The organism is Saccharicrinis fermentans DSM 9555 = JCM 21142, from assembly GCF_000517085.1.
Lineage (GTDB): Bacteria > Bacteroidota > Bacteroidia > Bacteroidales > Marinilabiliaceae > Saccharicrinis > Saccharicrinis fermentans.
Map to the genome: position 1 here is coordinate 244309 of NZ_KI912107.1, position 14176 is coordinate 258484.

The following is a 14176-nucleotide window of genomic DNA, read 5'->3' on the forward strand; positions in this document are numbered from 1 at the left end:
ATATCATTTATCCTTAGAATACCCTTCGTCTTTTACCTTTGTATTTACTTCGGCTTGTACTAGACAGAGGATTGGCTGTTTCAGAACATGGCAAGGCGGGTCTCTTTCCATTGAGACGTAGGCTCATTTTTTGGTTAAACTCGAAAATAACAGATAGCTCATGAGCGCCTTGTGAAGTCCATCCTAATTGAGATATGGAGATATCATAGCTGTAGCCAAAGCGCAGGGGACCATATTTGTATGAGAGCAATGTAACGATGGCGTCCTGGTTGATTCCTGAGTTGTCGCTGGATGTCAAAAATGGAAGTCCTCTATACCATACCCCAATTTCAATAGGGTCGTTAAACCAGTATACCCCCAGATCGGTTTGTATATTTTGGGCTTGGTGTTGTAATCTGTAGCTGAGAGAGAAGGAGCGTGCATGACCTTTTAGTCGTCTTCTTTCGTTCCAAATGTTGACCCCGCCAAACAAAACTGTTTTTAAGGGCATTCTCATCTCTTCATTCAAGAAGGAATAATTGGGTTGTGATAGGTGATCTACCGTAATTCCGAACCAAGATTTGGCACTGTAAAGAAAAGCTGAGGCTGCAAAATCAATGTAGTTTGCTTTTTCGTTATTCAGCCTGCTCCATGATTCTGAACCACCCAGACCAGCTATTTCGTCACCAAAACGGAGTTTGCTGAAGTCAATGGTTTTATCGCCGTAGGCAAACTGTAAGCCAGGTATGATTTGCCATTGGTCGTTAATGACGAGATTATAGCTGTATTGGAATGCTAAATGAGTGGTGGTTAAACCTGCACTTCCCGCTTTGTCTTGATATAGCATGAAGCCGAGACCACTATTAAGGCTGGAAAAAAAGTTATCAAATGATATGGAATAGGTTTTAAAGGCATTTTGTATGCCAGGCCATTGATTTCTATAGTTGGCAATTAATCGTCCTCCATTGGTTGATCCGGCTAATGAAGGGCTCATGTATAGTGGGTTGGCATAGAATTGTGAAAAATGCGAATCCTGGGCCTGAGCGCTATTGACGAATGCGCATGTGAGGACAAAAATAGTGGATATGTATTTGATAAGTCTGTTCATATTAATTACCTCAGTAAGGTTACATCTCCTGTATATACTTTAAATTGTCCAGTGCTAAATCTGCATGATACTTTCCAGATATATACCCCTTGGATACATAGTTGGTTTTTGTGATACCCGTTCCAACCTACTTCGATTTGGTTGCTTTCAAATATCAGTTGTCCCCATCGTGTGAAAATTTGGAGTTTGTATTCGACTACTCCTTTGGCCACTGCGGGATGAAAAATGAAATTGTTATTATCTGTGCGGTCATATCTTCCGTCTCCGGGTCCGGCCGTGTTAGGGGTGAAGGCGTTGGGAAAAGTGATTTCTCCTCCTTCTTTGGCTGTTACGGCTTGGTATTGAATGTATGAGTTGGAGCAGCCGTATTGGTTTTCGGCTTGTAGTCTAATGTCAAAATTGCCTGCTGATGAATATTCGTGTATCGGGTTTTCAAGGGTTGATGTTTGTCCGTTACCAAAATTCCATAGGTAGGTATCTGCATTTATCGACTGATTTATGAACGTGACACCTTCTCCGGGAATGGTCACTATATTGGGACGTACTTCAAATAAAGCTGTGGGTTCGGGATAGACATCAATTTTAAGGTCGTTCTTTGTAGTTGTGCCACCAGGTCCTTCTACGCTGAGGGTTACGGTATAGGTTCCTTCGGTAAAATAGGTATGGGTAGGATTGGGAGAAGCAGAGATGTTGCCATCGCCAAAATCCCAGTAGTAGTTTTCTGCGCTGGTTGCATTGCTGAAGAAATCTACCTTTAAGGCAGGGCATCCTTGTGTGGGTGGGCCGTATTCTACGGTGGGCAGCCCAGCTTTGATCCTAACGCCTTTTTTTAGGGTGTTTTCGCATTTTTCAGAATATACCTTGAGTGACACATCGTATAGTCCATAGTCGGCGTATGTGTGCTGTATGGGTTGTTGTTGGGATGAGGTGTTAGAGTCACCAAACTCCCATTGGTATAGCCAGTTATTGCCTAGGGTTAGATTGTTGATTTCTATTGTTGATTCCGGCATCTGTACTTCCTCGGGGGTGACAGTGAAATTGGCATCGGGTGTTGCATATATAGTGACTACAGAATGAGCTGTGTCTGTGCATCCATAGGGTGAGCTTGCAATCATACTTACCTTATATTCTTTGTCGGTAGTGGTGTTGTTAGTGAATACATTCAGGCCGAGGTAAGATGTGGATGTATGTCCATCTCCATAGTTCCATACAAAATTGTTGGCGCCTATAGATTCGTTACCAAAACTAATTTCCATGGGGGCACATCCCTTGCCATCTCCTGTTATCTTAGCTGCCACACTGGGATTTACAGTAGTGAAACCATCCATGGAGTCTTTACATCCAAAACTATTTTCAGTAACCAATCGTATCTTGTAATTAATTGGGCTGAAAGTGTTGTTGATGTAGGAGTGATCGATGCTTTCCGTATTAACTGTGTTAGCCGTATTCCCATCTCCAAAGTCCCAGAATGATTTCAGACTGTGTTCTGAGTTGTTGTCGAATACGATATTTTTAGGTGAGCAGATGGCAAAATCGTTGGGGACAAACTCAGCAGTGGGTGAAGGTAATGTGATGATGCTCACTTGGGCAGTGTCTAAACAGCCAAAGCCCGATGTGGTATACAGTGTCACTAGGTGTTTTTCTTTTTTTTGCTCATTATTGGTAAATAATTTTGAATGTATATTTCCTCCTAAGGTATGGTTTCCATCTCCGAAATCCCATTCGTATTGATAGGCTCCTATGTCTCCTATAAAGTTTACATTTAAGGGCGCACATCCGCTATCAGGACTGGCCATAAGGTTAAACTTCTGTTTGGGATAGACCGTTGTGAATATTTTTGACGTGTCAGTGCATCCAAAAGTATTTTTACTGATGAGTTCTACTTTAAAAGATTGTGTGTATGTTTCATTGTTTTTGAATGTATGTGAAGCATTTGTTGTGGTGATGTTGGAGGAGCCGTCTCCCCATATCCATTCATATGAATTTCCGCTTGGGGATTGATTGGTGAACTTACTTTCAAGGGGGCTGCATCCAACAGCTTTGTCTATTTCAAAAAGCGAAACAGGAGTTGGAGCTACTTCGATGGTGTGTTGAACCGTGTCTGCGCAGCCGTTTATGGTACGGGCGATGAAAGTGATTTCGTAATCAACAGGGATGGCCGTATGGTTGGTGAATATTTGTTGAGGGTTTTCCTGGTTTGATATGATGCCATTTCCGAAATCCCAGTGATAGCTATCTGCATAGCTTGATGTGTTCGTGAAGTTTATTTCTAAGGGCGTACAGCCTGCCATAGGAAGTGCTATTTGCGCGATGGGTATTTGAAGAAAATTGATTTCTACCGTATCGTTACCTATGCATCCATTTCCATTGTCTTCGTTCCATGTAAATTTGTATTTGCCAGGGATGTCAACAGTTACATTTGTTTGGGTCAATGCAGCATCGTCAAAAGCTGGAGTGCCGATTCCTGCGGCCATTTTCCATATGCCGGTTCCAACATGTTTGAATGTGCTGAGTTGTATGGATAAGCCGCAGGTATCTTTATCTTGCATAACGCTAGGAAGTGGTATTTCTGTGAAAGAAACAATGATGTCGGCAGAGTCGGTACATCCATTATTTTCTTCCGTCCACCTAAGGGTGTAATCTCCGTATGTATTTGCTGTTATATCTGGGCTGGGAATGGAAAAGGATGAAAACATAAGGTTGCCGGGGCCATTAATTGTCTTCCAACTTCCGAGGCCAATGCTTGGTGTAGCTGTTAGCGTACTTTGTAAACCACATTCTGTAATGTGGTTGCCGGGGTTCGCCGAGGGTTGTCCATGTACGGTGATTTTGATTGTTTGGGTATTCTCACAGCCATGCGAATCATGTACTGTATAGAGGTATGTGAAAGTTCCTGTTTCATTGGCTGTAAAAACAGGGGTTTGTATGTCTGTAGCAGATAATTTGTCTGTTCTTGTTCCTGTCCATTGATGGAGTACATAAAATTCGGAGCCGCCCGAAGGTTCGGGATTAAGCGTTATGTTGTTGCCTTGGCATACCTCTATGTCCGGATTGGTAATGCTGATGTTTACTTGTTGAATGTCCATTATGATGGTGTCGGTGTTCCAGCAAGTGTTCTGGTCTTCTACTCGATATATGAGTTCATAGAGTCCACCAGAGGTAGAAGTGAAATCCGGATTGTCAATATTTGTATTGCTAAGTCCAGTTGTTTGACCACTCCAGCTGTGCGTATAGGGAGCTGTGCCTAAAGTGGAATTTCCGTCAAGGGCGATGGTCATACCCGGACAAAGATGAGCTGTGTCGCCCTGGGCGATGGAGGCCTTGGGTGATTCCAGTACTTCAATGGTTACAGAACCAATGTCTGAACATGCGTTTCCATCGGTAATGGCATAAGTGATAGTATGTATACCTGGACCAGCTGTTTGGGGGTTGAACATGGCATTTGAAGGATCGCTGATTCCTGGTCCAGACCACTGCCCACCTCCATCGGAGGCAATTAGCAAAAAAGGAGCTTCTGACGCACATATAGCAGCAACAGGTGCCACGGATGCATCTGGTAAGTCAACAATAATAGCCCGGGCTGTTGTGGTGACAGGAGGAAAATCTCCATTGATAGGATCAGCCGGAGGTAGTCCATCAGAGAGGTTTGCATCGTAGGGATTACAAACATTCCAGTTGCGAAGTGTTACCTCAAAAAAAGCACCCACCGGGTGTCCGTTGGGAATATAGATGTCTAATGTTGTATTATAGGGTGCAATAGGGGATTCTACCGGCCCGGGGACGTAGTTGATGGATCCGGTCCATGGGTATGTGTGCACAGATCCATCTACCTGGGCATTGGTAATTGTACTTCCGCCGGTTCCATATATCCATTGAACCCACCTATCGGCATTGTTGATGGCATCGTTTTCATCGGGAGGAGTACAGTTCCACTGACTAATATCTTCAAACTGAAATAAGGCATCATTTCCAAAACAAATTGGTTTAGGATCAGGTGCGATGGACAAATAACCACCATTTTGATTGTCGGTGTCCCACACGGTTACAATTTGTTCCTGTTCAGAGCTTGTACATACAATACCATTTACCACCAGAGCTACCCTTGGGTGATAGTTGCATTGGTTGCCCGTGTTGGGATAGGTGTGACTGTGGGTGGCTTGCCAGTTTCTATTGGTCGCATCTATCAGAGTGGCATTGACTAGCTCAACAGGAGAGCCATCATTCCAGTCGTATTGTATTTGTATGGTCGCTGTTCCTTTGTCGTTTACGCCATAATACGTAGCTTCCCAATCTACATCAACGGGAGCACATTTCCCCATTGGGTGAATGTCATTTCCTTTTGATAGGTGGGAGCAGTCTTGTCCAAAACTAGTGTTGTAAATTAGTGAGGACAAAATAATACAAAGAACCAGGCGAAATTGTGTGTTGTGTTGATTGATCACCGTGGTTGATTTAATGTGTTGTGTTGCCTTTGTTACGTATTAGATTCCATTTTGTTGTGACGAACACCTCTTTTTGGTTGATTAAAACCTTTTTATCTATTGTTCGAATGCCTAGTGAGGTGGTTGATATGTACCAAAGGATTTGATTGTTTTAAGCTTGTTGGCTTGTTCTAGATCGCTTCGGTAGAAAGTATTTCCGCTCTTGACTTTGATGTGCTATCGTGAAGTTATGTCTTGTTTAGTAGCTACTTGTTTTATTTCCATTGCAGCCCTTGTAACGAGCTTTTGATACATAAGTATGATTTATGTCAGGATAGGGTTGTTTGTCAGGATATTGTGAGAATAGTCATTTTTTTGCATGAGAAATAAATGGAATTTTACAGTAGATAACAATATCAATCGAGTTGTTATAAAATCAATAAGTTCTGATAAATTTAATAATACACGGTTGATGAAAATGTTGGATATGATTAATAAAGCAGTTGCTTCGGTGGTGCCATATTTCCCTAAAAAGTTCATATGGATGTTTTCTAAGAAATATATAGCAGGTGTTACTGTGCAAGATGCCATTAGTGTCTCTCGAAGCTTAAATATGCACGGAGTTAGTGTTACGGTAGATTTGCTGGGCGAATTTATTCATAACATGGAGCAAGCTAGTTTTAATCGCGATGAATATCTGAAAATTATTGAAGCATTTGAAAGTGCGCAAGTGGACGGTACTTATTCGCTAAAACCAACGAGCTTTGGATTGTTGATTGACCCAGAAGAGTGCTATCAAAATATTAGAATGATCGTGTCTTTGGCGTCGAAATATGGCAGTTTTGTGCGGATAGATATGGAAGATTCCAAATGTGTTGACTTGGAGTTGACTTTATACAAGCGCTTAAAGCACGAGTTTCCTAATCGTGTAGGGTTGGTATTGCAGGCCTATTTAAAAAGAACAGCCGATGATGTGGATGCGATGCTCAAATTGCATACCCCCGATTCTCCTTTGAATTTTAGATTGTGTAAAGGTATTTACAATGAGTCTGAAGAGATCGCATATAAGCAAGGGTCGATTATCAACGAAAATTATCTTAAACTGTTGGAAAAGATGCTTTATAGAGGTGTATATGTGGGTATCGCAACGCATGATGTAGCTTTGGTGGAAGGCGCCCGAAAGTTAATTAAAAAGTATCAGGTGCCTAAGGATATGTATGAGTTTCAAATGTTGTATGGTGTTGCTCCTGAATTGCGAAACAAAATAGTGGGAGATGGGAATAAAATGCGTGTGTATGTTCCCTATGGTGAAGATTGGTTTGGTTACTCAACGCGGCGACTCAAAGAGAATCCTAAAATGGCCCAACACATTATTAAATCAATTTTTGTAAAAGGTTAGGTTAATATATTGGTTATGTTTGTAAGAGGGTAAGGCCGGGGAAGGCCTTACCCTCTTTTTTAGTGGATACTGATTTTTTGAGTATTTACTTGGTGATCTTGTTGAATCTGAACCAGATATACTCCAGTGCTCGATCCCGTGAGGTCAAAGACGTATGTGTTGAGTTCTTCCTTCGAATGAACTTTTTTGTTGAAGACGATTTCTCCATTGCTGTTGAAAATGGATATTAAGATCGGACTGTTTGAATTATTGTTTGTTTGTATGTTAAATAGGCCGTCGCTTGGATTGGGGTAAATGGTAAATGATGTGTTGTTTTTATCTGTGGTATCTGGATACACTTCTGTACTGGTAGTTGGTTTACCAACAAATATTCCTCTGCCATGGGTGGCAACTACTACTTTGCCGTCCAAGTCGCTTGTTTTTATCATATTGCATACCACATTTCCTAAGCTATTTGCGGAAACATTTTCCCATACTGTAGAAATACCATTGAGGATGGATGTTTTGTAGACGCCAATGCTGGTGGAGATGAAATATGTTTTTTCACTGTTCCAATTTAAAATAGCAGCGCTTCTAACCGAAACGTCAGATGTTGTTGGTTCACTGGAAATAGCTGAATAATTGAGGTTGCCGTCAATTTGTGTGAAATGACCACCTCCATCAATAGAGTGAAAGATGCTGGGTACATTGTAGTTAGAGAATATGACAATAATTTCGTTGGCGTCTGATGGGTTGATGGCTATGTAATTGGGGTAGGAGCCAGAGGTGGCTTCTGTAATGGATATATCCTGTCTTACCATGCTGGCTTCGCTACTAGTGCTGTTTTCGACTTTGTAGAGGAGGGGATCGCTTGATTGTGAGTAGGCTGCGTAATACAATATGTTGGCTGGAGTTGAGGAAACGGCCATGGCAGTGATGGTATAATTGGGCGTTTCCAGTACTGTGGGAGCAGCCCATCCTAACATGGTAGAATTCTCAAAATCAGGAATGTCCTCGATAGCTGTGTTAATCCATAGTTTTTCTCCGGCTGCATAATACATCACTTCCTGGTTATTGGGGTTGATGATAAATGGATTAATAAATAATTGTCCGCTTGCATCGGATGGAGATACTACTGACCAGTTTGAGTTTTCACTGCTTAAATATGGACTTAAAGGGCGATTTTGTTCATTGTATCCTGTGCGGATTACAACTCCATTCTGAGATGAAACATAGGCGTAATTTGTACCTAAGTAACAAAAACCTCCATCTCCACTGCTGATATCTACCGAGCTGGAGGTGGAAGAGTTATAAGTAAATACGGGTGTTCCGTTATCTTGAGTTCCTCCAATATAACGATTGTCATTGGCCTTACTAATGTCTGCAATGGTATAGAATTGGGTGACATTATATCCATTGTTTTTATCTATCCAAGGCATGAATGTGCTGGATGTGGTGTTCTGGGTAATGTCTGCTACATAGCTTAGTCCTCCATCGTGTCCACTCCAAACAGCATCGTTGTTGTTGGGATCAAAAATAGTTACATGGCAATCCGGATGATGATTGTGGTATTGACTGCTACTGCCATCGGTTTCGTACCCACCAATCCATGCATAATACTTATCCGGTTTGGTGGCAAATCCGTCGTCAGATCTAAATAAACAAGTGTTGCCTATTATAATGAAGTTTTCATCATCTGGCTTTATGGAAAGGGTCATGTTGTAATTGGCTTGAGGTCCCAGTCGACCATTATTGTCGTTGTAGTCCGGTAGATTGGCAGTACGATCTATTAACTTGCTGTTGGTGAGGTCTACTTTGTGAAAAGACACGTTGTCTTCATCAATATTGGTAAATACATAGCCTACGTTAGGATTAGATGGAGCAATGCGTATTATACTTCTTTCATGGGTAGTGGGGAATGAACTTGCGTTTGGGTCAATCGGAGAGAAGTTGCTTTCATTATACTTTTTATAGTATACCCCGGGTGCATTTGTGGGTGTGGCATCGTCATTAAAGTTAGCCTGAGATAATACGGCTAGTATATTACCCTGTGCGTCTATGTCAAAATCACTATAGGTATGATTGTTAAAGTCGCCAAGCAGACTGTTGAGTGAATATGTGCCTTCTGACTCGGATAGTCGTATTAGTCCATAACTATGAGCGGCCAAAATGACATCGCCACTATTGGGATCAACTTTTATTTTAGATATATAATCAGAAATATGGTCCCATTGGAATGGATTGTTGCTGTCTCCATATATAATTTTCCAGCTCTCACCATTATCTGTCGATTTGTAGATGCCAAAGCCACTATAGGCTGTGTTTGATATATTAGCAGAGTTACCGTTGAATTCTCCACTGGCATAGTACCAGATATCCTGCATGCCGACCCGTGTATCCTGACATAAGGTGGTAACCGAATAGGTTTCTTCGGGTGAATTTTTTAATTGCCATGTCTGTCCTTGATCTGTCGATTTCCAGATGCCCCCAGAAACACCGCCTGCAATAATTATATTTGAGTTTCGGCCGTCAATACCCAGAGCCCGTGTTCTACCACCTACATCGTTAGGCCCTGCTTCATGCCATTCATATGTTTGGTTACCACTCTTTAAGGTGCTCTTAGGAAGTGAGGCATATAATGCTAGTTCCTTAGTCCTAATACCATCTGGTATTTGATTAAGAGCCGGATCCCTGAGCATGTTAAAAACATACGTTTCTCTGCTCTTGATGGTTTGTGCCGCCGCCTTTGGAGAGTGTGATGATCGTATCTTGGGAGGATTTGATGGTTTATGGGGTAAATAATGGTGTTTTATTACCAGTGAAGTAATAATTGTTAAAATGGCTATGGAAAATAGAACTCTGTATCTCATGTGTTTAAATGATATTGTGCTATTCTTTAATTAATTTAAAATTCCAGATTATCGCATGGGCCTGGTTGGCCACTTTGCTAATTAAGATGCCATCCACTTTTTCGAGGAGCGGTGGTTTGTCGTTCAAAAACTTGTGAATGGATATTTTTTCTCCCCTGGAAATCACAGGTGCAGAATTACCTCGCATCAAGATGGAGTCGATGATAAAATATTCAGATCCCTTCTTTTTTATTAAATGACCGCTTACCATTGTTTCGTTATGTCCAATGGTATTAGATTTTATTTGAGGGACCGGATAGGTGGAAGTTGCATTTGATGGGGCGGTTTGATCCATTGTTTTACAGCTAATGAGCATTGATGTTATCATTAGGGTGTTAAGTACAGCGAACCAACATGTATTTTTCATAGGAGACATATCATATTAAAGGATCATTCAAGTGTTTTGTTTGCTTATCAGTAGATATTGTTTGTTCATCTGTTTAAATTTATTTTTCAATGGTCAGATGCAACTCCCGAATAAATTTCGTATTCATCAAATTTTATATTCAAAGGCTTTCGTGAATGCCATGTGTTTTATTGCCCTGTTTGCAAATGAATTGATTGAATTTACATGCTTGTTTCATATATTATATGGTATTAGGTAAAAAAAGGTACGAAACAAAATAAGTCTTACGTTGATATTTTAACTTGGTTTCAATTTATTTCAGTAAAGAAAAAACGGCTCGTTGAGCCCATATGCTTTGAGAGACGCTACGTGATAACATAAATAGTAACATAGACAACCACAATGCATGTAGGCCTATGGTTCCAACGAGCAAATAATAAGGTACAAAAAAGAAAAGTATCGATGAAATTAGCATGGTGTTTCTCATGGCTTTGGAGGCTGTGGCTCCGATGTAAATGCCATCCCATATGTAAGAGGCAAAGCTGGCTATTGGGATAAAAATAAGCCAAATGAGATATTGAGATGCTTCATTTATGACCATTTCTTTGTCTGTAAAAAAGTGTAGCATTTGTTTACCTGCAAATAAATATACCAAGGTAAAGGATAGCCCGAAAAATGTACCCCAGTAAAAAAGTTTTCTGGAGGCTTCTTTTAGTTTTTTCTTGTTATGGGCACCAAAGTATTTGCCAACAATAGCTTCTGCTGCATATGCAAAGCCATCTAAGAAATATGAAAATAAAAAGAGAAATTGTAATAATGCACTGTTGGCAGCCAGGGCAATGTCGCCAAAACCCGCAGATTTTGATGTAAAGAAAGTAAATACGGATATAACACACCAAGTTCTGATAAATATATCACTGCTCACATGTAAAAAGTCTTTCAAGTGTTTGGTGACTAGTATGGCCTTTATGTTCAAATAATGCAGGGTGTTTTTGTATTTTTTTAAAAATAGAATAAGTGCTAAAACGAGACCGAAGTATTGTGCAATTACAGAACCCATAGCAACGCCGCGTTCCTCCATTCCAAACTCACGCACCAGTAAAAAACTGCATCCGATATTTATTATATTAATCAATACAGAGATAAGCATTGGATACAAGGCATTTTGCATTCCTAAGAACCAGCCATTGATCACCATTAGAGAAATGGCTGCTGGAGCAGCCCAAATTCTTACGTAATAATAATTGCGAGCCAATTCTTTTACATCCGCAGAGCCTTCTAATAACCAAAAACTTAGTCTTTCCAGACTCGACTGAAAGAGAAGCAAGATTAAACTGCCGGTGAGTGCGATTAACATACCCCGGAATAATACCATGGCCATTTCCTGATGGTTCTTTTTTCCGTAGGCTTGTGCAGCTATACCGCTGATACTCATTCTTAAGAAAGCAAATCCCCAATACACAAAATTGAAGATGACTCCTCCTAAAGCTACTGCTCCCATAAATATTTCCGAATCCAAATACCCCATTAGGTGTAAGTCAACCATACTTAGCAGAGGAACCGTTAAGTTGCTTAAGATATTGGGAACAGATAATTTTAAGATGTCTTTGTGCACTGTTTATGATTTACGATGATAGAATGATGAAACAAGCCTTAAGAATTTGCTTCTTACACAAGTAGACAAATTAGCCTGATAAGCTCCACATGGCCATTGTGTAATAAACTTAAATATATAATAATGTTTTGTATACCTTAATGTGCCTATTTGCCAACTATAACCTGAGTAAGTAGGTTTGTTTTATTTATTTATTTATTTATTTATTTCTGGCGAAGATAATATTTTTAATATTTCTGTAAACATTTTGAGTGGAGTGATGTTCTATTGTTGATTCTATCAATACGGAAAAAAAGATGAAAAAATCTTATTTGATTGTTTTGATTTAATCTAAATAAAAAATAAATTTGTATCACATTCATAACCAAAAAGAATTATGGCATTTGAATTACCAAAACTTAATTACAATTACGATGCTTTAGAGCCACATATTGATGCACGCACCATGGAGATTCATCATACGAAGCACCATGCTGGATATACTAATAATCTAAATGCTGCTATAGAGGGAACTGATTTGGCCGCATTATCTATTGAAGATATATTAAAGAATGTTTCAAAGCATTCTATGGCTGTAAGAAATAATGGAGGTGGTTTTTATAATCACGATTTATTTTGGAAGGTGATGTCTCCCAAAGGAGGAGGGATGCCATCAGGCGATTTATTTCAGGCAGTAGTGAAAAATTTTGGCTCGTTTGAGGCATTTAAAGAGCAGTTTTCAAAAGCTGCAGCTACCCGATTTGGTTCAGGATGGGCATGGTTGGTAAAAAAAGAAGATGGAAGTTTAGTGGTGAGTTCCACAGCGAATCAAGATAATCCTTTGATGGATGTTGCTGAAGTAAAAGGAACGCCAATTTTAGGCTTAGATGTTTGGGAACATGCATATTATTTAAAATATCAAAATTTGCGTCCCAACTATATCAATGCATTTTGGAATGTAGTTGATTGGGATGAAGTTTCAAAACGATTAATAGGTTAGTTTGTTTATTTTGTCTGGGTAATGTGGGGTGTCTGTTTTTAATGGGCACCCCATTGTACTTTATTGGCTGGATAGAATTCTTTTGGCATTTTTCAGTGCTACGTTTTTGTTGCCTTCCCGCATCGTCATTTCCACAAAGGGCGTTACAGTATGTTTTTTAGGATCACGCAAAAAAGTTGGGTCTGTTAAAAAAAAGTATTTGTTTAGCTGTTAAATAGAAACGGATTTAATAAATTGAGAAAGAAGAACTATCATCGGAGCTACTGGCTCTATTCTTACCAGAAGGGATATTAGATTATTTCCAGATCGTATCTTATAGAAAATCTTCAAGCGTAAAGCATATTTACGATAAACAGTTGGAATTAACACTTGAAGAAAAAGACATTATACCATCAGAATACCAATCTTATCCCTATAGGTCGAGTGGCTTTATGGAAGCTCGTTATATTGATAATTATCCTATTCGTAATATGCTAGTAAAGCTAAAGGTAAGGCGACGACGTTGGGAGATTACCATTAATAGTAAAAAGAAACAAGTAAGCCGTAATTGGGAAGTAATAGCGCAGGGTACTCGAATGAGCGAAGAGTATGCTGCTTTTTTAAAAGAAATTAGTCGATTCTAATGCTATAAGCTGTCGGAGTCTTGAAGTTTATCTGGGCGTGAATGGTCGTAACTTTCAGCGCCAGTACAAGAATAAGCTGAGTGGTTATACTGATTGGAACCAACTGGAGCATGCCGAAGATTATCTGGTATATCCCAAAAATATTGGCTATTCTTTATTAATAGACGAAACAGCGCTATCTAATGGAGAATTATATACAATCCTTACCAATAAAGCCAAGAGAGGAAAAAAGGGATCCATAGTGGGGATCTTTAAAGGAACGCATGCCGCGGATATTATCAAATTGATTAAAGAAAATTTCACTGATGAGCAACGGCGTATAGTTAAGGAAGTGACGTTAGATATGGCAAATAGCATGAGCCAAATTGTTAAAAAATGTTTTTCAAAGGCTACCAGGATAATCGACCGTTTTCATGTTCAGAACATCATTAATTTCTTCGATAACAGAAGTACCAATGCTGCAGCAGAATCTTTCAATGCAAAAGTAAAGGATTTCAGAAGGCAATTCAGAGGTGTTGTTGATGTGAAATTCTTCTTATTCAGATTAACAAAAATATTTGCATGACAACTACAAACAACATTTACACCCAACTTTTGGCACTGATACTTTGAAGATAATAGTTTGTAATTAAATATGTTGATATTAGATTTCAATAATAATTTCAAGTATAACGAAAGTCTTTACAACTTATCCATAACCATATTTCGTAATTCTCAATAAATTAGTAATTCTCATTTAAACACACAACAATCAGTAAAAAGACCGCAGGGTTGGCCAGAACAATATTTATTTGAGATTTGTAATATATGTTTTTACC

The 14176-nt window shown here is 39.6% G+C and carries 9 protein-coding genes; 4 read left to right on the forward strand and 5 right to left on the reverse strand.

Translation table 11 applies throughout. The annotated features are described in order from the left end of the window. Positions 1-13: 13 nt before the first annotated feature. Both CYTFE_RS0101185 and CYTFE_RS24425 read right to left on the reverse strand, forming a co-directional pair. On the reverse strand, positions 14-1087 hold the full coding sequence (locus CYTFE_RS0101185) for a PorP/SprF family type IX secretion system membrane protein (protein ID WP_081735877.1): 1074 nt from the start codon (positions 1085-1087) through the stop codon (positions 14-16). Between the two features lie 5 nt (positions 1088-1092). Next, positions 1093-5406 (reverse strand): PKD domain-containing protein, encoded by a 4314-nt coding sequence (locus CYTFE_RS24425; protein WP_027470310.1) that lies wholly within the window; start codon positions 5404-5406, stop codon positions 1093-1095. Positions 5407-5995: 589 nt separating this feature from the next. On the opposite strand from CYTFE_RS24425, the gene CYTFE_RS0101195 reads away from it, so the two are divergent. Further along, positions 5996-6907 carry a proline dehydrogenase family protein gene (locus CYTFE_RS0101195; RefSeq protein WP_027470311.1) on the forward strand — a complete coding sequence of 304 codons (912 nt, stop codon included), beginning with the start codon at positions 5996-5998 and terminating at the stop codon, positions 6905-6907. Between the two features lie 59 nt (positions 6908-6966). Here the strand turns inward: CYTFE_RS0101195 and CYTFE_RS0101200 are convergent, their stop codons facing one another. The 3 genes from CYTFE_RS0101200 to CYTFE_RS0101215 all read right to left on the reverse strand — a co-directional run bounded on the left by CYTFE_RS0101200 (position 6967) and on the right by CYTFE_RS0101215 (position 11756). Beyond that, the gene (locus CYTFE_RS0101200; RefSeq protein ID WP_044262463.1) at positions 6967-9756 is read right to left on the reverse strand and encodes a T9SS type A sorting domain-containing protein; all 2790 of its coding nucleotides are present in this window, start codon (positions 9754-9756) and stop codon (positions 6967-6969) included. Positions 9757-9775: 19 nt separating this feature from the next. Then, the gene (locus CYTFE_RS0101210) at positions 9776-10162 is read right to left on the reverse strand and encodes a hypothetical protein (protein ID WP_027470313.1); all 387 of its coding nucleotides are present in this window, start codon (positions 10160-10162) and stop codon (positions 9776-9778) included. 292 nt (positions 10163-10454) lie between these two features. Continuing rightward, positions 10455-11756 carry an MATE family efflux transporter gene (locus CYTFE_RS0101215; protein ID WP_027470314.1) on the reverse strand — a complete coding sequence of 434 codons (1302 nt, stop codon included), beginning with the start codon at positions 11754-11756 and terminating at the stop codon, positions 10455-10457. 376 nt (positions 11757-12132) lie between these two features. Here CYTFE_RS0101215 and CYTFE_RS0101220 point away from each other — a divergent pair, with 376 nt between their 5' ends. The 3 genes from CYTFE_RS0101220 to CYTFE_RS24430 all read left to right on the forward strand — a co-directional run bounded on the left by CYTFE_RS0101220 (position 12133) and on the right by CYTFE_RS24430 (position 13923). Continuing rightward, positions 12133-12735 (forward strand): superoxide dismutase, encoded by a 603-nt coding sequence (locus CYTFE_RS0101220; RefSeq protein ID WP_027470315.1) that lies wholly within the window; start codon positions 12133-12135, stop codon positions 12733-12735. A gap of 263 nt (positions 12736-12998) precedes the next feature. Further along, positions 12999-13358, forward strand: coding sequence for an ISAon1 family transposase N-terminal region protein (locus CYTFE_RS0101225; protein WP_027470316.1), 360 nt, complete (start codon positions 12999-13001; stop codon positions 13356-13358). Positions 13359-13395: 37 nt separating this feature from the next. After that, positions 13396-13923 carry a transposase gene (locus CYTFE_RS24430; RefSeq protein WP_081735878.1) on the forward strand — a complete coding sequence of 176 codons (528 nt, stop codon included), beginning with the start codon at positions 13396-13398 and terminating at the stop codon, positions 13921-13923. Positions 13924-14176 lie beyond the last annotated feature (253 nt).